This is a genomic window from Xanthomonas sp. NCPPB 901, assembly GCF_056725085.1.
Window position 1 is genome coordinate 1,115,237 of sequence record NZ_CM161511.1, and the last position, 20,025, is coordinate 1,135,261.

At 71.1% G+C, this 20,025-nt stretch carries 14 protein-coding genes and 1 riboswitch; of the genes, 5 read left to right on the forward strand and 9 right to left on the reverse strand.

The window, feature by feature from the left end; translation table 11 throughout:
- Positions 1-15: 15 nt before the first annotated feature.
- The gene (locus tag AC1PME_RS04605; protein ID WP_481097449.1) at positions 16-3,021 is read left to right on the forward strand and encodes a two-component regulator propeller domain-containing protein; all 3,006 of its coding nucleotides are present in this window, start codon (positions 16-18) and stop codon (positions 3,019-3,021) included.
- 175 nt (positions 3,022-3,196) lie between these two features.
- On the opposite strand, the gene leuB is transcribed toward AC1PME_RS04605, so the two are convergent.
- From leuB to ilvC, 9 genes are all read right to left on the reverse strand, one after another.
- The gene (leuB, locus tag AC1PME_RS04610; RefSeq protein WP_481097450.1) at positions 3,197-4,258 is read right to left on the reverse strand and encodes a 3-isopropylmalate dehydrogenase; all 1,062 of its coding nucleotides are present in this window, start codon (positions 4,256-4,258) and stop codon (positions 3,197-3,199) included.
- Complete coding sequence (leuD, locus tag AC1PME_RS04615) at positions 4,248-4,826, reverse strand: 3-isopropylmalate dehydratase small subunit (RefSeq protein WP_481097451.1); 579 nt, start codon at positions 4,824-4,826, stop codon at positions 4,248-4,250. Before leuD ends, leuB begins: the two co-directional genes overlap by 11 nt.
- Entirely contained in the window at positions 4,826-5,005 is a 180-nt protein-coding gene (locus AC1PME_RS04620) for a hypothetical protein (RefSeq protein WP_254460496.1), read from the reverse strand. The genes leuD and AC1PME_RS04620 overlap by 1 nt, the downstream gene beginning before the upstream one ends.
- Positions 5,005-6,420: a 3-isopropylmalate dehydratase large subunit gene (leuC, locus tag AC1PME_RS04625; protein ID WP_481097452.1), complete on the reverse strand. Its 1,416-nt coding sequence runs from the start codon at positions 6,418-6,420 to the stop codon at positions 5,005-5,007. The genes AC1PME_RS04620 and leuC overlap by 1 nt, the downstream gene beginning before the upstream one ends.
- A gap of 84 nt (positions 6,421-6,504) precedes the next feature.
- Positions 6,505-8,064: a 2-isopropylmalate synthase gene (locus tag AC1PME_RS04630; RefSeq protein WP_481097453.1), complete on the reverse strand. Its 1,560-nt coding sequence runs from the start codon at positions 8,062-8,064 to the stop codon at positions 6,505-6,507.
- Positions 8,061-9,164, reverse strand: coding sequence for a threonine dehydratase (locus AC1PME_RS04635; protein ID WP_481097454.1), 1,104 nt, complete (start codon positions 9,162-9,164; stop codon positions 8,061-8,063). The genes AC1PME_RS04630 and AC1PME_RS04635 overlap by 4 nt, the downstream gene beginning before the upstream one ends.
- A 195-nt stretch (positions 9,165-9,359) precedes the next feature.
- Positions 9,360-9,608: an ACT domain-containing protein gene (locus tag AC1PME_RS04640; protein ID WP_254460500.1), complete on the reverse strand. Its 249-nt coding sequence runs from the start codon at positions 9,606-9,608 to the stop codon at positions 9,360-9,362.
- Positions 9,592-11,313, reverse strand: a complete 1,722-nt coding sequence (gene ilvG, locus AC1PME_RS04645) for an acetolactate synthase 2 catalytic subunit (protein ID WP_307548812.1) — start codon at positions 11,311-11,313, stop codon at positions 9,592-9,594. The genes AC1PME_RS04640 and ilvG overlap by 17 nt, the downstream gene beginning before the upstream one ends.
- 43 nt (positions 11,314-11,356) lie before the next feature.
- Positions 11,357-12,364 carry a ketol-acid reductoisomerase gene (gene ilvC, locus AC1PME_RS04650; RefSeq protein ID WP_254460502.1) on the reverse strand — a complete coding sequence of 336 codons (1,008 nt, stop codon included), beginning with the start codon at positions 12,362-12,364 and terminating at the stop codon, positions 11,357-11,359.
- 488 nt (positions 12,365-12,852) lie between these two features.
- Between ilvC and ggt the strand changes: the two genes are divergently transcribed.
- From ggt to AC1PME_RS04670, 4 genes are all read left to right on the forward strand, one after another.
- Positions 12,853-14,574 carry a gamma-glutamyltransferase gene (gene ggt / locus AC1PME_RS04655; protein ID WP_429002494.1) on the forward strand — a complete coding sequence of 574 codons (1,722 nt, stop codon included), beginning with the start codon at positions 12,853-12,855 and terminating at the stop codon, positions 14,572-14,574.
- Positions 14,575-14,803: 229 nt separating this feature from the next.
- Positions 14,804-16,660 carry a methyl-accepting chemotaxis protein gene (locus tag AC1PME_RS04660; RefSeq protein ID WP_481097455.1) on the forward strand — a complete coding sequence of 619 codons (1,857 nt, stop codon included), beginning with the start codon at positions 14,804-14,806 and terminating at the stop codon, positions 16,658-16,660.
- A 215-nt stretch (positions 16,661-16,875) separates the two neighbouring features.
- Positions 16,876-16,976, forward strand: a riboswitch (TPP riboswitch).
- A 112-nt stretch (positions 16,977-17,088) separates the two neighbouring features.
- Complete coding sequence (thiC, locus tag AC1PME_RS04665; protein ID WP_481097456.1) at positions 17,089-18,966, forward strand: phosphomethylpyrimidine synthase ThiC; 1,878 nt, start codon at positions 17,089-17,091, stop codon at positions 18,964-18,966.
- Between the two features lie 172 nt (positions 18,967-19,138).
- A complete protein-coding gene (locus tag AC1PME_RS04670; protein ID WP_481097457.1) occupies positions 19,139-19,804 on the forward strand; it encodes an ion channel in 666 nt (221 codons plus the stop codon).
- Positions 19,805-20,025 lie beyond the last annotated feature (221 nt).

A 20,025-nucleotide genomic window follows, 5' to 3' on the forward strand; every position in this document is an offset into this window, starting at 1 on the left:
GTAGTTCGGAAAGCGATGGAGCACGGGGATCGGCGTCACGATATTCGCGACGGCGCGCATGCGTTGTGTCGCCGCTTGGGCGTGAGTCTGTGCCTATTGCTAGCGCTGTGCTGCGCGAGTGCCGCCGCGCGCGCCGAAGCGGCCGCGCCGCTGAGCGAACGCGCGGTGCTCGAACGCCCGGTGATCGCGCACTGGACCATGGAAGAGGGGCTGCCGCACAACCTGGTGCATGCGCTCGCGCAGGACCGCGACGGCATGATCTGGGTCGGCACCTGGGAGGGCGTGGCGCGCTTCGACGGCCGCCGCTTCACCGTCTTCGATCGCCAGAACACCCCGGGCATGGAGTTGTCGGGGGTGTTCGCGCTGCTCGCCGAAGCCGACGGCGGCATGCTGGTCGGCACCGCCTACGATGGCGTGTTCCGCTATGCCGCCGGGCGCTGGGAGCATCTGGGCGATGCGCGCGCGCAGCGGCTGCGGGTAACCGCGATGCTGCGCGACGCCGACGGCGGGCTGTGGGTCGGCAGCGAGGACGGCCTGTTCCGGATCGAGGCCGATGGTCGCCTGGTCGACGTCGGCGCCGCCGCGGGGCTGCGCAACACCCGCATCGCCGCGCTGCTGCGCTACCGCGATACGGTGCTGGTGGGCACGCCGCAGGGGCTGTTCCGGATGACCGCGCACGGCACGCAGGCGCAGCGCTGGGGCGCGGCGGCGATGCGCACGGCGTCGATCCGGCGCCTGACCCTCGACCGCCACGGCGGCCTGCTGGTGGCCAGTGACGAGGGCGTGTTCTGGCTCGGCGCCGACGGCGGCCTGCAATGGCTGCGGCGTGGCCAGCGCGTGGATGCCGCGCTGCAGGACCAGGACGGCCAGCTGTGGATGAGCCTGTCCAGTGGGCAACTGTTGCGGCACGCCGCCAACGGCGCCAGCGAGGAGGTGCTGTCGATCTCCGGCGTGGTCAGCCCGGCGCTGATCGAGGACCGCGAGGGCCTGATATGGGTCGGCAGCACCGACGGCCTGTTCCGCGTCGCCAAGGGCGACGCCGCTGGCCTGACTCGCCAGGACGGACTCGGCAGCGACTACGTGCGCGTGGTCCAGCAGAACGCCGACGGCGCGATCTGGATCGGCCATGCCGCCGGCTTGGACCGCTGGCAGGGCGGCCGCATCCGCCCAGTGCGGCTGAGCGAGCGCGCTGGCCGCGATCCGTCGGTGCTGGCGCTGGCCGCCGCCCGCGACGGCGGCATGTGGGTCGGCACCTACGACCAGGGCGTGCTGCTGCTGTCGGCCGACGGCAGCATCCGGCAGCGCCTGGGCGAGGCCGCGGGCGTGCCGCGGACCATGGTGCGCGCGCTGCTGGCCGATGCCGACGGCGGCCTGTGGATCGGCGGCAACGAGGGGCTGCAGTACCGCAAGGGCGAGCGCACGCGCGCCTACGGCACCGCCGACGGCCTGCCCGGGCGGCAGGTGCAGGCGCTGTACCGCGACCGCGCCGGTACGCTGTGGATCGGCACCAACCAGGGCATCGCCACGCTCGCGGGCGACGGCACGCTGCAGCCGCGGCCGAGCGGCCGCGGCTTCCCGGCGCAGAACGCCTTCGACTTCCTCGAAGACGCCGACGGCACGCTGTGGGTCGCCAGCGACCGCGGCCTGCTGCGGCTGCGCGGCGGGCAGTGGCGCATCTACGACCATCGCGTCGGCCTGCCGCGCGACAAGCTGTTCCGGCTGCTCGACGACGGCAACGGCAACCTGTGGGCGAGCAGCAACCGCGGCCTGCTGCGCATCGCGCGTGCGCGCCTGGCGGAACTGGACGCTGGCCAGCGCAGCACCCTGGCGGTGGACGTCGTCGACCGCAGCGACGGCATGCCCAGCGGGCAGGGCAACGGCAGCAGCGCGCCGGCCGGCTGGCGCAGCCGCGACGGCGTGCTGCTGATCCCGACCTCGGCCGGGCTGGCGCTGATCGATCCGGCGCTGCCGGGCCGGCGCAACGTGCGTGCGCCGTCGCTGCTGATCTCGCGGGTGCAGGTGGATGGCGTGGCGCAGCCGCTGCGCAGCGACTACCGCCTGCAAGGCGGCGTCGCCCGGCTCGCGATCGGCTATGCCGGGCTGAGCTTCCGCTCGCCGGACAAGGTGCGCTATCGCTACCGCCTGCAGGGATTCGACCGGCAGTGGGTCGACGCCGGCAGCAGCGAGGAAGCCGTCTACACCAACCTGCCCTCGGGCAGCTACCGGCTGGAGATACAGGCGATGACCAGCCCGCTGGACTGGTCGCGCAGCGAACGCATCGGCAGCGCCTCGCTGCGCCTGCAACTGGTGCCGCCGTTCTGGGAGCGCTGGCCGTTCGTGATGCTGGTGGCGCTGTGCGTGACCGGCCTGATCCTGTGGTGGTACCGCGGCCGCAGCCGCCGCTACCGGCGCCGCCAGCGCCGGCTCAACACCATCATCGCCGAGCGCACCCACGAGCTGAAAGCCAAGAACCTGGCGCTGAAGCTGGCCAATCTCGAACGCGAGGACCTGGTGCGCAAGCTCGCCTACCAGGCCGGGCACGACGCGCTGACCGGCCTGCCCAACCGGCGCACCGGCGATCCGTACCTCAACACGGCGCTGGAGCGGGCGCTGACCACGCGCATGCCGTTGTGCGTGGCGTTGCTGGACATCGATCACTTCAAGAAGATCAACGACGCGTACGGCCACGAGATCGGCGATGAGGTGCTGCGCCGGGTCGGCGAGGCGCTGCGCGCCATTCTCGGCGAGCAGGCCTTCGCTGCGCGCCATGGCGGCGAGGAGTTCCTGCTGGTGCTGCCCGGCCTGGACCAGGAGCCGGCACGCGCGCGTCTGGACGCGCTGCGCCTGCGCATGGCCGGCCTGGTGTTGTACGACGACGACGGGCGCGCGGTGCGCTTCACCGCCAGCATCGGCTTCGCCTGCGTGTCGCCGACCCTGCGCACCCGCCGCGACCTGCTGATGAAGGCCGACAAGCACCTGTACCAGGCCAAGCGCGAAGGTCGCGATCGGGTGGTCGGCTAGGCCGCCGCGGCCGCGCGGACGCGGCGCCGCGTTCGCGCGGCCGCGACGGGCTTGGTCTCGGAGTGATTGCCGCCGCGGCTGCGGCATGCACGCGCAGCGCGGCGAGGCAGGTGGCCCGCACCGCCGCGTGGCGCGGCGGGCGGGAGACGGCCGGCGCCGGCGGCGCCGCCGCGGATCAGCCGTGCAGGCGCTGCAGCACCGCCTGCGTGGCGGCCTCGGTGGAGATGCCCTGGCCGGGCGCGGCGAGATCGGCGGTGAACGCCTGCGCGTCGAGCGCGGCACCGACGGCCTGCTCGATCGCCGCGGCTTCGGCTTCCAGGCCCAGCGAGTGGCGCAGCAGCAACGCCGCGCTGAGGATGGTCGCGTAGGGATTGGCGATGCCCTTGCCGGCGATGTCCGGCGCCGAGCCGTGGATGGGCTCGTACAGGCCGATGCGGCCGTCGCCCAGCGAGGCCGACGGCAGCAGCCCCAGCGAGCCGGCCAGCATCGAGGCCTCGTCGGTGAGGATGTCGCCGAACATGTTCTCGGTGACGATCACGTCGTACTCGCGCGGCTTGGCCAGCAAGTGCATGGCCATCGAATCGACCAGCTGGTGTTCCAGGCGCACGTCCGGAAATTCCTCGCGGCCGATCCGCGCGGCCACGTCGCGCCACAGCCGCGAGGTCTCCAGCACGTTGGCCTTGTCCACCGAGACGACGTGGTTGCGGCGCTGCTGCGCCAGGCGGAACGCGCTGCGCAGCACCCGTTCGATCTCCGCGACGGTGTAGCGGCACAGGTCGCTGGCGTCGCTGGGGCTGCGGGTCTTGTCGCCGAAATAGATGCCGCCGGTGAGTTCGCGCGCCACCACGATATCCACGCCCTGCAGCAGGTGCGGCTTGATCGGCGAGGCGTCCAGCGCCGCCGGGTGCGGCTTGACCGGGCGCAGGTTGGCGAACAGGCCCAGGCCGCGGCGGATCGCCAGCAGGCCCTGCTCGGGGCGCACCTTGGCGTTGGGGTCGGACCACTTCGGTCCGCCGACCGCGCCCAGCAGCACCGCGTCGGCGCCCTGGCAGGCGCTCAGCGTCGCCGCCGGCAGCGGCTCGCCGTGGCGGTCGATGGCGATGCCGCCGATGTCGTGTTCCTGGAACTGGAAGTCGTGGCCGTGGCGCGCGGCCACGGCGCGCAGCACCGCGACCGCGGCGGCGGCGACTTCCGGACCGATGCCGTCGCCGGGCAGGACGACGATGTCAGCGTGCATGGGTGGCCTCGTAGCGTTCGATGTCGGGTTGGCGCAGCAACAGGTAGCCCATCTCGTCCACGCCCTCGAGCAGGCAGGTCTGCGAGAACGCGTCCAGCGGGAACGCATAGACGCGGCCGTCGGGCGTGCGCAGTTCGCGCGCGGCCACGTCCACGGTCAGTTCATCGTCCGGGCGCTGCATCAGCGTCTGCACGTCGTCCTCGGCCAGCACGATCGGCAGCAGGCCGTTCTTGAGACTGTTGTTGCGGAAGATGTCGGCGATCTCGCTGCTGACGATGGCGCGCAGGCCCAGGTCGGTCAGCGCCCACGGCGCATGCTCGCGCGAGGAGCCGCAGCCGAAGTTGCGCCCGGCCAGCAGGATCTGGCGGCCGGCGTTGTGCGCCTGGTTGAAGGCGAACTCCGGGTTCGGCGTGCCCTCGGCCTGCCAGCGCCAGTCGTTGAAGGCGTGGCGGCCGAGACCGGCGCGCTCGGTGGTGGACAGGAACCGCGCCGGGATGATCTGGTCGGTGTCGATGTTGGTCTGGCGCAGCACCACGCTGCGCGAGGTGAGGGTGGCGAAGCCGGCCATCACGGGGTCTCCTGGGAAGCGACGGAGTCGGGGGCGGGCGCCTCGGCATCGGCCGCCGGCGGCAGCGCCGCGGGCGGCGCGTACGGCGGCAGCAGCGGCGTGTGGCGGTGCGCGAAGGCGCGGGTGGTGGCGGCGACGAAGGTCAGCGTGGCCGCGAACGCGGCGATGTGCGGTGCCATCACGCGACCTCCGCGAACAGCGCGCGCGGATCGCTGACCTTGCCGTTCACCGCCGCCCAGGCCGCGGTCAGCGGCGAGGCCAGCAGGGTGCGCGAGCCCGGGCCCTGGCGGCCTTCGAAGTTGCGGTTGCTGGTGCTCACCGCCAGTTGCCCTGGCGCCACCAGGTCGCCGTTCATGGCGATGCACATCGAGCAGCCGGACTCGCGCCATTCCGCACCGGCCGCGCGCACCACCTCGTGGATGCCTTCGGCCTCGGCCTGGCGCTTGACGATCTCCGAGCCCGGCACCACCAGCATGCGCACGTGCGGCGCCACCTTGCGTCCGCGCAGCACCCGCGCCACGTCGCGCATGTCGCTGAGCCGGCCATTGGTGCAGGAGCCGACGAACACCACGTCCACCGGCGTGCCGATCAGCGCATGCCCGGCTTCCAGGTGCATGTAGTTCAGGCCCTTCTGCGCCGCCGGATCCTGCGCGGCCGGGATCGGCACGTCCACCGCGATCGCGGTGCCGGGGTGGGTGCCCCAGGTCAGGGTCGGGCGGATGTCGCGCGCGTCGATCCGCACCTCGGCGTCGAAGCGCGCGCCGGGATCGCTGCGCAGCTGCGACCAGCGCTGCACGGCGGCCTCGAAGTCGGCGCCCTTGGGGCCGCGCGGGGTCTTGGCGACCCAGTCGAAGGTGACCTGGTCCGGCGCGACCATGCCGGCGCGCGCGCCGGCTTCGATCGACATGTTGCACAGGGTCATGCGCTGTTCCATGTCCATCGCTTCGATGGTGGAACCGCGGTACTCCAGCACGTGGCCGGTGCCGCCGTTGACGCCGATCACGCCGATGATGTGCAGGATCACGTCCTTGGCGCCGACGCCCGGCGCCAGCGGCCCGTCGACGGTGATCGCCATGGTCCTGGCCTTGCGCTGCAGCAGGCACTGCGTGGCCAGCACGTGGCCGACCTCGCTGGTGCCGATGCCGAACGCCAGCGCGCCGAACGCGCCATGCGTGGAGGTGTGGCTGTCGCCGCAGACGATGGTCATGCCGGGTTGGGTGAAGCCCTGTTCCGGCGCGATCACGTGGACGATGCCGCGGTTGTCCGAGCCCATGTCGAACAGTTCGATGCCGTAGTCGGCGCAGTTGCGCGCGAGCATGTCCACCTGCGCCTCGGAGGCCTGGGTGTAGTACGGCAGCTTGCCGTCGGCGCCGCGCGGCAGGGTCGGCGTGGAGTGGTCCATGGTCGCCTTGGTGCGGTCGGGCCGGTGCGGGTTCAGGCCGCGCGCCTTGAGCTCGGTGAACGCCTGCGGCGAGGTCACTTCGTGGATCAGGTGCAGATCGATGTACAGCACCGCCGGCGCGGCGGCGCTTTCGGGGACGACGACGTGCGCGTCCCACAGTTTGTCGTACAGGGTGCGGGGAGTGGCGGACATTGCGGTACTACCTGGCAGGAAAGCTGGGTGGGGAGGGCGAGCGAACGTGAGCGTGCACGACGACGATGACCGCGCTGTGGCCGCTCAGGCCAGCGCGTCGACGGCGCCGGCCGGCGCGACCTGGCGCTGGCGCAGCACGCGGTTGGCCACGTCCAGCCAGGCCAGCGCGCTGGCCTCGATGATGTCGCGGCTGGTGCCGGTGCCGTCGTATTCGACCTCGCCGTGGCGCACGCTGAGGTTGGCCTCGCCGCGCGCGTCGGCGCCGATGCCGACGCTGTGCACCTGGTAGCTGTCCAGCACCAGCTGCACGCCGGTGGCGGCCGACAGCGCGGCGAACAGCGCGTCCACCGGGCCGTCGCCCTCGGCGTGCTCGCTGACCCGCTGGCCGTCCGGGTCGGACAGCTCGACCTGCGCGCTGGCGCGCTGGCCGCGGTCGCTGACGGTCATCGACGACAGCCGGTAGCCCTGGCTTTCCGGCGCGTCCTGCATCATCGCCTGCAGGTCGGCGTCGTTGACCACGCGCTGCTGTTCGCACAGCGCCTTGAACGCCTCGAAGGCGATGTTCAGTTCGGCCTCGTCCAGCACGTAGCCGAGCGCGCGCAGGCGCTGCTCGACCGCGGCGCGGCCGCTGTGGCGGCCCAGCACCATCTGCGAGGACTCCCAGCCCACGTCTTCCGGGCGCATGATCTCGTAGGTGCCGCGGTGGCGCAGCATGCCGTGCTGGTGGATGCCCGACTCGTGGGCGAAGGCGTTGCCGCCGACGATCGCCTTGTTGCGCTGCACCGGCATGCCGACCAGGCGCTGCAGCAACTGCGAGGTGGCGACGATGCGCGGGGTGTGGATCGCGGTGTCCAGTTCGTAGAAAGCGTTGCGTACCTTCAACGCCATGGTGATTTCTTCCAGCGCGCAGTTGCCGGCGCGCTCGCCGATGCCGTTGATGGTGCATTCCACCTGCCGCGCGCCGCCTTCCACCGCGGCCAGCGAGTTGGCCACGGCCAGGCCCAGGTCGTTGTGGCAGTGGGTGCTGAACACCACCCGGTCGGCGCCGGGGACGTTGGCGATGATCCGCGCGAACATGCCGCGGATCTCTTCCGGGGTGGTGAAGCCGACGGTGTCGGGCAGGTTGATGGTGGTGGCGCCGGCGGCGATCGCCACGCTGGCGACCTCGGCCAGGAAATCCTCCTCGGTGCGGGTGGCGTCCTCGGCCGAGAACTCCACGTCGTCCACGTACTGGCGCGCCAGCGCGACATGCTTGCGTACCGACTCCAGCACCTGCTCGCGGCTCATCCGCAGCTTGTGCTCGCGGTGCAGCGGGCTGGTGGACAGGAACACGTGCAGGCGCGGATTGGCCGCCGCTTCCAGCGCCCGTGCCGAGGTCTCGATGTCGGGGGCCAGGCAGCGCGACAGCACCGCCAGGGTCGGCGTGCGCAGTTCGCGGCCGATCAGCGCCATCGCCTCGCGGTCGGACTGCGAGCTGGCCGGGAAGCCGGTCTCGATGATGTCCACGCCCAGCTCGGCCAGGGCGCGCGCCATCACCAGCTTCTGCGGCGGGGTCATGCTGCAGCCGGGGGATTGCTCGCCGTCGCGCAGGGTGGTGTCGAAAATACGGATGCGGGGGGTCTGGGAAGAAGCAGAAGTGTTCACCAGATGGGTTCCTCTACGGCGGCGGTGGCTGGCGGATTGGGATGCGGGGACGACGCGATGCGGGCGGGAGCGGGCGGGGCGGGACGTTGGCTGCGAAGTCGCTCGGCGGCGCGGCGGCGCGGCTTGCGCGGCGGGCGCGGGCGCACCTCCGACAGCAGCGTCGCCAGCACGCCGGCGTCGATGTTGCCACCGGACACCACCGCGCACTTGCGCTTGCCGGCGACGCGGCGCCCGGCCGCCAGGGCCAGCGCGCCGGCGCCCTCGGCGATGACGTGCTCCTCCAGCGCCAGGCGGACCAGCGTCTCGCGCAGTTCCGCCTCGCGCACGATCACCACGTCGTCGAGCAGGCTGGCGCACAGCCGGCGGGTGATGAACCCGGGGATTTTAACCTTGACGCCGTCGGCCAGGGTGGGCACCGGGTCCACGGCGCGGACGTCGCCGCGGATCGCCCGCGCCATCGAATCCACGCCTTCGACCTGGGCGCCGACCACGCGCACGCCCTGCGAGCGCAGCGCCAGGGCCACGCCGGAGGCCAGGCCGCCGCCGCCGATCGGCACGATCACCACGTCCGGGGCGTGCGCGGCCAGTTCGATGCCGACGGTGCCCTGGCCGGCGATCACGTCCGGGTCGTCGAAGGCGGACAGGAAGCGGTAGCCGTTCTGGTCGGCCAGTTCGCGGGCGAAGGCGAAGGCCTCGTCGTAGCTGTTGCCGTGCTGGCGCACGGTGGCGCCCCAGTGCGCGACGCCGGCGATCTTGGTCTGCGGCGCGCCGTGCGGCATCACCGTGATCGCCTGCACGCCCAGGCGGTGCGCGGCCCAGGCCACGCCCTGGGCGTGATTGCCGGCCGAGGCGCAGATCACCGCGCGCTCGTCGCCGCGTTCCAGCCCGGCCAGCAGCGCATTGAGCGCGCCGCGGACCTTGTAGGAGCCGGTGCGCTGCAGGTTTTCCAGCTTCAGCCACACGCCGAAGCGCTCGGCGTAATGCACCGGCGTCGGCGACAGATAGCGGCGCAGCCGCGCCTGCGCGGCCAGCACGTCGGCCACGCTGACGGCGACGTGGGGTACGTCGGGTTCCTGGGCAGGCGCGGCGGCATCAGACATGGAGATGCCGGGATTCGGGATTCGGGAGTGGGGATTCGCAGCGGGAATCCGGGGCGCGAACGCGAAGAAGCGACCTCCGTTGAAGAAGGCGCCTCCGCATGGCTGCACGGCGCTGGCGCGGCAGGGCTGCCACGCACCCCGACAGGTCGGGATGCGCGCCCAATCCCAAGTCCCGACTCCCGACTCCCGGCCCCATCACGCCACCCCATCCAGCGCGGTCACGCGCACCGACTCGCAGTCGTAGACCTTTTCCATCTGCAGGCGCAGGGTCTCGCCCGGGCGGGTGCCGTCCACCACCAACTGCAGGTGCCAGCGGCCGGCGTCCTCGGCCACCGGCGCGCCGCTGATCGAGATCGGCGCGAAGCCGCGGCGTTCGGCCATGCCGATCGCGCGCAGCAGTGCGCCGTCGATCGGTTTCAGCACCAGGTCAAGCTGGTAACGCATGTGTCGTCTCCTGGCGCTGGGCGGCGGGATTGCTTTCCAGCATGGTGCTGTTGGCGGTGTTGGGCGGCACCAGCGGCCACACGTTGGCGCGCGCGTCGATGGCCACGTGCAGCAGCGCCGGGCCCGGCTGCGCCAGCAGCTCGGCCAGCGCGTCCTCGACCTGGCCGCGCGCGGTGATGCGCTTGGCCGGGATGCCGAACACCTGCGCCAGCGCGGCGAAATCCGGGTTGTCGGACAGGTCGATCTCGCTGTAGCGCTCGGCGAAGAACAGTTCCTGCCATTGCCGCACCATGCCCAGCGAACTGTTGTCCAGCAGCACGATCTTCACCGGCAGCTTGCAGCGGGCGATGGTGACCAGCTCCTGCACGTTCATCATGAAGCTGCCGTCGCCGCTGACCAGCACCACGGTGCGGTCGGGGCAGGCGAACTGCGCGCCCATCGCCGCCGGCAGGCCGAAGCCCATGGTGCCCAGCGCGCCGCTGGTCAGGTGGTTGCGCGGATGGTTGAAACGGCAGTGCTGCGCCACCCACATCTGGTGCTGGCCGACGTCGCAGGCGATCACCGTGTCGGCCGGGGCCAGTTCGCTCAGCCGCTTCAGCAGGCCGGGCGCGTAGATGTCCTGCCCGGGCGCGTCGTAGCGCGCGCCGAACTTCTCGCGGTGGCCGACGCAGCGCGCGTGCCAGGCCTCGCAGGTGCTGGTCGCCGCGGCCAGTGCGCGCAGCGCCTGCGCCACGTCGCCGGGCACGGCGATGTCGGCCTGGCGCAGCTTGGAGATCTCGCAGGCGTCGGCGTCCAGGTGGATGACCCGCGCGAACGGCGCGAACTCGGCCAGCTTGCCAGTGGCGCGGTCGTCGAAGCGGGCGCCGACCACGATCAGCAGGTCCGACTCCTGCACCGCCATGTTGGCGGCGCGGGTGCCGTGCATGCCCAGCATGCCCAGGTAATGCGGGTGGGCGTGCGGCAGCGCGCCCAGGCCGCGCAGGGTCAGCACGGTGGGGATGCGGGTGGCGTCGACGAACTGGCGGAACGCCTCCACCGCATTGCCCAGGGCGATGCCGCCGCCGCCGTAGATCACCGGCTTCTCGGCGCCGGCGATCGCCGCCAGCGCCTCGGCCAGCACCGCATCCTGCGGCGCCGGCGGGGTCGGCACCGCCGCCGGCACATGCGCCGGCAGATGCGCGGCATCGGCCAGTTGCACGTCCTTGGGCAGGTCGATCAGCACCGGGCCCGGCCGCCCTTCGCGGGCGATGCGGAACGCGTCGCGCAGCACCTGCGGCAGGTCGTCCACGTGCCGCACCAGGAAGCTGTGCTTGACGATCGGCAGGGTCAGCCCGAACACGTCCAGTTCCTGGAACGCGTCGGTGCCCAGCAGCGGCGTGGCGACCTGCCCGGTCAGGCAGATCATCGGCACCGAGTCGAGCATCGCATCGGCGATGCCGGTGACCAGGTTGGACGCGCCCGGGCCGGACGTGGCGACGCACACCCCGACCCGGCCGCTGGCGCGGGCGTAGCCGTTGGCGGCCAGCGCCGCGCCCTGCTCGTGGCGGACCAGGATGTGCTTGAGCTGGCTGTCTACCAGCGCGTCGTAGAACGGCATGATGGTGCCGCCCGGATAGCCGAACAGCGTGTCCACGCCTTCGGCTTCCAGGGCCTGCGTCAGCCAGCGCGCGCCGTTGCGGGGCGTGCCGTGAGCGGAGGAGTTCATACGGTGGCGACCTTTCGGTGGAAGCGGGTAGGGGAGCCGCGGGTTACGCGGCCTTGGAGCCGCCGGCGGCGGGCGCGGCAGCGGCCTCGCCGTTGAGCCACACCATCTTGGCGCGCAGCTGCTTGCCGACCGTTTCGATGGGGTGGTCCAGGTCGGCCTGCTTGAACTTCTTGTAGTTCGGCAGGCCGGCGTTGTACTCGGCCACCCAGTTCTTGGTGAAGGTGCCGTTCTGGATGTCGGTCAGCACGTCGCGCATGCGCTCCTTGGTCGCCGCGTCGATCACCCGCGGGCCGCTGACGTAGTCGCCGTACTGCGCGGTCTCGGAGACGAACTCGAGCATGCGGGTGATGCCGCCTTCGTAGAACAGGTCGACGATCAGCTTCAGTTCGTGCAGCACTTCGTAGTAGGCGATTTCCGGCTGGTAACCGGCTTCCACCAGCACTTCGAAGCCGGCCTGCACCAGCGACGAGGCGCCGCCGCACAGCACCGCCTGCTCGCCGAACAGGTCGGTCTCGGTCTCTTCCTTGAAGGTGGTCTTGATCAGGTTGGCGCGGGCGCCGCCCAGGCCGGCGGCGTATTCCAGCGCGAACTGCTCGGCCTTGCCGCTCTTGTCCTGGTACACCGCCCAGATGCACGGCACGCCGCGGCCGATCTCGTACTCGCGGCGCACCAGCGCGCCCGGGCCCTTCGGCGCGACCAGCACCACGTCCAGGTCCTCGCGCGGCTTGATCATGTCGAAGTGCACGTTCAGGCCGTGCGCGAACAGCAGGCACGCGCCCTGCTTCATGTTCGGCGCCAGCACTTCGTCGTACAGCTTCTTCTGCACCATGTCCGGGGTCAGCACCGCGACCAGGTCGGCGTCCTTGACCGCTTCGGCGGGGCTCTTCACCACGAAGCCGTCGGCCTGCGCCTTGGCTTCGGTCGGGCCGCCGGCGCGCAGGCCGATGGTGACGTCGAAGCCGGACTCGCGCAGGTTCAGCGCGTGCGCGCGGCCCTGGCTGCCATAACCGACGATGGCGATCTTGGTGGTGGGCTGGGCGGAACTGGTCATGGGGCGGATGTCCTTGAGCGGTGTTGGAGTGAGGGGGTTTTTGACTTCGCGGTCACTGAAACGAAAAACCCCGCGCCGTTGCCGGTGCGGGGTCTGATCGAATCCTGGCTGCCTGTCGCTTACACGCCGGTTCGTCCCGCACTTGTGGGCGAGGTAATAAGCACGAGTACGAGGAGCGACGCAGCAGCGTCCGCGCGCAAGGCGGCGGGCTGGCGGGTCGACTTCGGGCGGGTGTGGCGCTGCAACATGCAGCGAGATAAACATGGGCTTTGCGCGACTGTCAACTGTGTTGCGGGCCGGCGTGGGCGAATGTGCCGAAAGCCGCGCCAGCGCTGCATGGTTACGCATGAAACGGAGGCGGCGCAGGCGGCGTGAACGCTCGATTGCGCGGAAATCCGGTCATGGCCGATGCCGCGATGTGCACGCGTGCGCGGCGCCGTCGGCCGTACTCGGGTACGGTGGGCGTCCCCGTTCCCGGAGAGCCGCGCATGTCCGTTTCGCTTCCTTCCATGGCGCGCCTGGCGCTCGCGCTGGCCCTGGCGGCGGCCGTGCCGGCGCAGGCTGCCGACCGCATCACCGGCCAGCCGTTCGCGACCCGCTCGGAAGTGATCGCGCCGCACGCCATGGCCGCCACCTCGCAGCCGCTGGCCACGCAGATCGCGCTGGACACCCTGCGCGACGGCGGCTCGGCGGTGGATGCGGCGATCGCCGCCAATGCCGCGCTGGGGCTGATGGAGCCGACCGGCAACGGCGTCGGCGGCGACCTGTTCGCCATCGTCTGGGACCCGAAGACGCAGAAACTCTATGGCTACAACGGCTCCGGGCGCTCGCCGAAGGCGCTGACCCTGGCCGAGTTCCAGCGCCGCGGGCTGAAGGAGATTCCGCCGACCGGCCCGCTGCCGGTGTCGGTGCCGGGTGCGGTCGACGGCTGGTTCGCGCTGCACGACCGCTTCGGCCGCCGCAGCATGGCGCAGAACCTGGCGCCGGCGATCCGCTACGCCCGCGACGGCCATCCGGTCGCCGAGACCATCGCCTACTACTGGGACCGTTCGGTGCCGCGCCTGTCGCAGTACCCCGGCTTCAAGGAGCAGTTCACCATCGACGGCCGCGCCCCGCGCAAGGGCGAGCTGTGGAAGAACCCGAACCTCGCCAACACCTTGCAGCAAGTCGCCGACGGCGGCCGCGACGCGTTCTACAAGGGGCCGATCGCGCGCACCATCGACGCCTACTTCAAGGCCAACGGCGGGTTCCTGCGCTATGAGGATCTGGCCAGCCACCACGGCGAATGGGTCGAGCCGGTGTCCACCAACTACCGCGGCTACGACGTGTGGGAACTGCCGCCCAACAGCCAGGGCATCGCCGCGCTGCAGATGCTCAACATCCTGGAAGGCTACGATTTCTCGAAGATCCCGTTCGGCTCGGCCGAGCACGTGCACCTGTTCACCGAGGCCAAGAAGCTGGCCTTCGCCGACCGCGCGCGGTTCTACGCCGACCCGGCGTTCCAGCCGGCGCCGCTGGCGCGGCTGATCTCCAAGGACTATGCCGCGCAGCGGCGCGCGCTGATCTCGATGGACCGCGCGCTCAAGGAAGTGCAGCCGGGCACCCCGAAGCAACTGGAGGAGGGCGACACCATCTACCTGACCGTGGCCGACGCCGACGGCATGATGGTGTCGCTGATCCAGTCCAACTACCGCGGCATGGGCAGCGGCATGGCGCCGCCGGGGCTGGGCTTCATCCTGCAGGACCGTGGCGAGATGTTCGTGCTGCAGAAGGACCATCCCAACGGCTACGCGCCGGGCAAGCGTCCGTTCCAGACCATCATCCCCGCGTTCGTGACCAAGGACGGCAAGCCGTGGCTGAGCTTCGGGGTGATGGGCGGGGCGATGCAGCCGCAGGGTCACGTGCAGATCCTGATGAACCTGATCGATTTCCACATGAACCTGCAGGAGGCCGGCGACGCGCCGCGGATCCAGCACGACGGCTCCACCGAGCCGACCGGGCAGGCCACGGCGATGCGCGACGGCGGCGAGCTGAACCTGGAGACCGGCTTTTCCTACGACACCATCCGCGAACTGATGCGCAAGGGCCACCGGGTGATCTTCGCCGACGGCCCCTACGGCGGCTACCAGGCGATCGCCCGCGACCCGGACAGCGGCGTGTACTACGGGGCTTCGGAAAGCCGCAAGGATGGGCAGGCGGCTGGCTACTGAGGAAAACGCCGGGTCCCAGGGCCGGGTGCCCGGGACCCGGAACAGCAGGGCGCCAGCAGCGACGTGATGCGGCCGGTGCGCGCGATCCGGACCCCGATCGTGCACCGCAGGGTCGCTTCGGCGCGGTGCGTCGGGGCCGGCCCATGACGGCGATCCCGGTTGCGGGCGCGATGGCTGCGACGGCAGGGGGCAAGCCGATACCATGCCCGCAGCAACGAGGGAGACGCCGATGGCCTTGTTCTCACGCAGTCCCGATGCCGATACCGCGCCTGCGGCCGGTTTGCCGGATGCCCCGATCGCCTTGTTGCGGTTGGACTCCGGCGGCCGCGTGAGCGCCGCCAACCGGGCCGCCCTGGACCTGCTGGGCGTGCCGGCCGAGACCCTGCTCGGCGCCGCCAGCGAGGCGATCTGGGGCCTGCCGCTGGCCGCCCTGGTCGAGGCCGAGGGCAGTTGGCAGGCACCGGGTACCGACCCCACGCGCCGCGTGCGTTACCAGCGCGACCGCGATCATGGCGGCCAGGGCTGGTTGCTGTCGCTGCCGCACCCGGAAACCGCGGCGCTGTTGCGCGACGTCGCCCTGCTCGGCGCCGGCCAGGCGCAGGGCGCGATCAGCCCCGCGCTGCAGGCGCTGGCGCAGCGGATCCAGGAGGGCGCGGCGGCGCAGGCGCTGCTGGATCGGGTCGGCGAGCGGCTGACCGGCTGCGATCTGGACCTGGGACTGCAGACGCCGCTGTCGGCGCAGGAAACCGAGGCGATGCCGGGCCGGCGCCTGTCGGCCGGTTTCGGCAACCTGGCCGAGGCCATCCGCCAGGCGGTGGCGCTGTCGCTGCAGATCGCCGCCGACGTACCGCACGTGGTCGCCGAGAACGACGAACTGGCGCGGCAATCGCAGACCCAGCTGGACGCGCTGCAGACGGTGCTCGCCAGCACCCGGCAATTGCTGCAGGGCCTGCACGAGATGGACCGCGACCTGCGCGCGGTGATCGCGGTGGCGGCCAGCGCCGACGACAGCGCGCGCCAGGGCGTGGAAGCGGCGCGCAGCCTGGGCCAGGCGATGCAGGAGGTGGCGCGGCGTTCGGCACGCGCCAACCAGGTGATCGAGGTGATCGATGCGGTCGCGTTCCAGACCAATATCCTCTCGATCAATGCCAGCATCGAAGCGGTGCACGCCGGCCCGGCCGGGCGCGGCTTCGCGGTGGTGGCCACCGAGATCCGACAACTGGCCGACCGTGCCGCCACCGCGGCGCGCGACGTGCGCGGCATCATCGGCGAGACCGGCGCCGCGCTGCAGGACAGCGCCGCCTCGGCGCAGCGCACCGAGCAGGTGCTGGGCGGCATCGGCGAGCTGCTCGGCCGCGCCAGCGCGGCGATGGACGCGGTGGCCGGCCGCATCGCCACGCAGAGCGGGGAGATCGGCGGCATCGACCGCGCCGTCGAGCACGTGGTCGGGCTCAGCCGCAGCAACCTGGAACATGCCGCGCGGGTGGTGCAGCGCAGCGCCGACCTGGCGGCCGGCAGCGAGACCCTGCACGACTGCGTGAACCTGTTCCGCCTGCCCGCCGATCCGATGCGCCAGCCGCGGCATGCGCGCGTGCGCGACCTGGCCCAGGCCGCCGCGGCCAGTATCGGCCAGGCGTTCGAGACGGCGCTCGCGCGCGGACGCATCGGCGAGGACGCGCTGTTCGCCACCGACTATGTCCCGATCCCCGGCATCGACCCGCCCAAGTACCGCACCGCCTTCGACGCGCTGTGCGACGAACTGTTGCCGCCGTTGCAGGAGCCGCTGCTGGCCGCGCATCCGTGGATCGTGTTCGCGATCTGCGCGAACGTCGACGGCTACGTGCCGACCCACAACCTGCGTTTCAGCCAGCCGCTCAGCGGCGACCGCGCGCGCGACCTGGTCGGCAACCGCACCAAGCGCATCTTCGCCGACCGGGTCGGCCGCAACGTCGGCCGCCACACCGAGCCGTACCTGCTGCAGGTGTACCGGCGCGACACCGGGCAGATCCTGTTCGACCTGTCGGTGCCGGTGCATGTGCGCAGGCGCCACTGGGGCGGCGTGCGCGTGGCCTACGTGCTGGAATGAGCCTGCGCACGCGCTTGCAAAAAAATGCCGCCGGCAGGGCCGACGGCGATGAGAGAGAGAGCCCTGATTCTTGTCTGCGTAGCCTAGGCCGGCGACGTGGCCGCGGTTTGTCGCCGGCGGCGCGGCGTGTGGCGGTGCTGACACATGCGCACGGCGGCTGTGCCGGCATTCAGCTCGCGCCGGTTGGCGCCCTGCGACGGAAACGGGTCTAATAGCCGCAGAAGCGGGGGTACCGTCGGCGCAGGCCGCGGTTGAGACAGTCCCTTCGAACCTGATCCGGTTGATACCGGCGTAGGGAAGCTTCGCAAGTCCGCTGTGGCGCGCGCGCGTGTCCGTGGCGGGCCCGCGCCGCCGCTTCGTCCGAGATGCGAGTCCGCTCGCAGCCGTCCCGCGCTTCCCGCGGGTCACCCGAACCAGGACGAATGCCGATGAACGCCGTACCCAACCCGCTGCAACAGCAGACTGACACCTTGTCCGCGGCGGTGACCCGCCCGATTCCCGGCTCGCGCAAGATCTTCGTGCAGGGCTCCCGCGCCGACCTGCAGGTGCCGATGCGCGAGATCGCGCTGACCCGCACGCCCACCGTGTTCGGCGGCGAGGAGAACGCGCCGGTCACCGTCTACGACACCTCCGGGCCGTATACCGACCCGCAGGCGCGGATCGATCTCGGCGCCGGCCTGGCGCCGCTGCGCGCGGCCTGGATCGCCGAGCGCGGCGACAGCGTGGCGCTGGCCGGGCTGAGTTCGCAGTTCGGCCGCGCGCGCGAGGACGACGCGCGCCTGCAGGCGGTGCGCTTCCCCGCGCGGCGCCTGCCGCGGCGCGCCCGCGACGGCGCCAACGTCACCCAGATGCACTACGCGCGGCGCGGCATCGTGACCCCGGAGATGGAGTTCGTGGCGATCCGCGAGAACCAGCGCCTGCAGGAGGTACGCGATGCGCAACTGCGCGCGCAGCATCCCGGCGAGGCGTTCGGCGCCGCGATCCCGCAGCAGATCACGTCCGAGTTCGTGCGCGCCGAGATCGCCCGCGGCCGCGCCATCCTGCCGTGCAACATCAACCACCCGGAAAGCGAGCCGATGATCATCGGCCGCAACTTCCTGACCAAGATCAACGCCAACATCGGCAACAGCGCGGTCAGTTCCGGCATCGCCGAGGAAGTGGAGAAACTGGTGTGGGCGATCCGCTGGGGCGGGGACACGGTGATGGATCTGTCCACCGGCAGGCACATCCACGAGACCCGCGAATGGATCGTGCGCAATTCGCCGGTGCCGATCGGCACCGTGCCGATCTACCAGGCGCTGGAGAAGGTGGACGGCCGCGCCGAGGAACTGACCTGGGAGATCTTCCGCGACACCCTGATCGAGCAGGCCGAGCAGGGCGTGGACTACTTCACCATCCATGCCGGGGTGCTGCTGCGCTACGTGCCGCTGACGGCAAAACGCGTCACCGGCATCGTCTCGCGCGGCGGCTCGATCCTGGCCAAGTGGTGCCTGGCGCATCATCGCGAGAACTTCCTCTACACCCACTTCGAGGACATCTGCGAAATCATGAAGGCCTACGATGTGGCCTTCTCGCTGGGCGACGGCCTGCGCCCCGGCTGCATCGCCGATGCCAACGACGCCGCCCAGTTCGGCGAACTGGAGACGCTGGGCGAGCTGACCAGGATCGCCTGGAAGCACGACGTGCAGACCATGATCGAAGGCCCCGGCCACGTGCCGATGCAGTTGATCAAGGAGAACATGGACAAGCAGCTGCGCGAGTGCGGCGAGGCGCCGTTCTACACGCTGGGGCCGCTGACCACCGACATCGCGCCGGGCTACGACCACATCACTTCGGCGATCGGCGCGGCGATGATCGGCTGGTTCGGCACCGCGATGCTGTGCTACGTCACGCCGAAGGAGCATCTGGGCCTGCCCAACCGCGCCGACGTGCGCGACGGCATCATGGCCTACAAGATCGCCGCGCATGCCGCGGACCTGGCCAAGGGCCATCCCGGTGCGCAGGTGCGCGACAACGCCTTGTCCAAGGCGCGCTTCGAGTTCCGCTGGGACGACCAGTTCCATCTCGGCCTGGACCCGGAGAAGGCGCGCGAGTTCCACGACGAGACCCTGCCCAAGGACGCGCACAAGCTGGCGCACTTCTGTTCGATGTGCGGGCCGCACTTCTGCTCGATGAAGATCACCCAGGACGTGCGCGACTACGCCGCCGAGCACGGCGTCGACGCGGAGGCGGCCCTGCAGGCCGGCATGGCGGAGAAATCGGCGCAGTTCCTCGCTGCCGGCGCGCAGGTGTACCGCGCCGAGTGACCTGCGGCGGTCGGTCGGCGGCGCCGTGTGTCTGCCGCCGACCGCCGCTGCGGCGCGTGCGCTGGCCGCGCGCGCCGGCACGACGCCATGTCCGCCGCGCGCACGGCGATGGCAGCCCGCGTCCTGCGTGCGCACGTCTATGATGCGCGCTGGTCGCCACAGGGAATGTCTCATGCTGCGCTATGCGTTCGCGCTGCGTCGCCATCCGTCCGCGCTGCTGCTCGGCGTGCAGTTGCTCGGCGTGCTGCTGTATCCGTGGATGGAGGACACCGCGGCCGGGCGCTCGCTGTTCGGCGCCTTCGGCATCGTGGTGCTGGCGCTGGCCCTGTGGGTGGTCAACCGCGGTCCCTCGGCGCTGTGGATCGCCTGCTGCCTGGCGTTGCCGTCGGTGGCGCTGTCGATCGCCGCGGCCCTGCTGGGCAATCCGGCGATGGCCGCCTGGGCGCAACTGCTGGAAAGCCTGCTGTACTTCTATACCGCCGGCAGCCTGATCGCCTACATGCTGCAGGATCACGTGGTCACCCGCGACGAACTCTATGCCGCCGGCGCCACCTTCACGCTGCTGGCCTGGGCATTCGCGTTCGTCTTCGCGGTCTGTCAGCAATGGCTGCCGGGCAGTTTTACCGCGGCAGTGGACGCGGCCTCGCCGCGGACCTGGATGGAATTGCTGTATCTGAGCTTCAGCGTGCTCTCGGGCGTGGGCCTGAGCGACGTGGTGCCGGTGCAGCCGTTCGCGCGTGCGCTGGTGATGATCGAACAGTTCGCCGGCGTGATGTATATCGCCTTGGTGGTGTCGCGATTGATTGGACTCAGCGTCACACGGCAGATGAAAGTGTGAACGTGGGATAAAAAAAAGCGCGCCCAGGGGCGCGCAGTCATGAGGCGATTATGTGAATTTCGTCGGCGGAGAGAGAGCCTGAATGCGTCGTCGCGATTTGCGGCGACGATGACTAGAGTAGAATCCGATGACAAGCCGCGCTTGGCGGCATCCGCTGCCTCATTTTGCCGAGTTTGCTCGTTGGCTCCCGCAGCGTTGCCACGCGTGGCCGCGTCGCCGCC

Excerpts from the sequence above, each read along its gene's own strand:
- leuB (WP_481097450.1), bottom strand. The coding sequence starts at position 4,258 with ATGCACGCTGACATCGTCGTCCTGCCCGGCGACGGCATCGGTCCGGAA.
- ggt (WP_429002494.1), top strand. The coding sequence starts at position 12,853 with ATGTCCGTTTCGCTTCCTTCCATGGCGCGCCTGGCGCTCGCGCTGGCC.
- ilvC (WP_254460502.1), bottom strand. The coding sequence starts at position 12,364 with ATGACCAGTTCCGCCCAGCCCACCACCAAGATCGCCATCGTCGGTTAT.
- thiC (WP_481097456.1), top strand. The coding sequence starts at position 17,089 with ATGAACGCCGTACCCAACCCGCTGCAACAGCAGACTGACACCTTGTCC.
- AC1PME_RS04635 (WP_481097454.1), bottom strand. The coding sequence starts at position 9,164 with ATGTCTGATGCCGCCGCGCCTGCCCAGGAACCCGACGTACCCCACGTC.
- AC1PME_RS04620 (WP_254460496.1), bottom strand. The coding sequence starts at position 5,005 with ATGGCACCGCACATCGCCGCGTTCGCGGCCACGCTGACCTTCGTCGCC.
- AC1PME_RS04660 (WP_481097455.1), top strand. The coding sequence starts at position 14,804 with ATGGCCTTGTTCTCACGCAGTCCCGATGCCGATACCGCGCCTGCGGCC.
- leuD (WP_481097451.1), bottom strand. The coding sequence starts at position 4,826 with ATGGCCGGCTTCGCCACCCTCACCTCGCGCAGCGTGGTGCTGCGCCAG.
- AC1PME_RS04670 (WP_481097457.1), top strand. The coding sequence starts at position 19,139 with ATGCTGCGCTATGCGTTCGCGCTGCGTCGCCATCCGTCCGCGCTGCTG.
- ilvG (WP_307548812.1), bottom strand. The coding sequence starts at position 11,313 with ATGAACTCCTCCGCTCACGGCACGCCCCGCAACGGCGCGCGCTGGCTG.
- AC1PME_RS04605 (WP_481097449.1), top strand. The coding sequence starts at position 16 with ATGGAGCACGGGGATCGGCGTCACGATATTCGCGACGGCGCGCATGCG.
- AC1PME_RS04640 (WP_254460500.1), bottom strand. The coding sequence starts at position 9,608 with ATGCGTTACCAGCTTGACCTGGTGCTGAAACCGATCGACGGCGCACTG.
- leuC (WP_481097452.1), bottom strand. The coding sequence starts at position 6,420 with ATGTCCGCCACTCCCCGCACCCTGTACGACAAACTGTGGGACGCGCAC.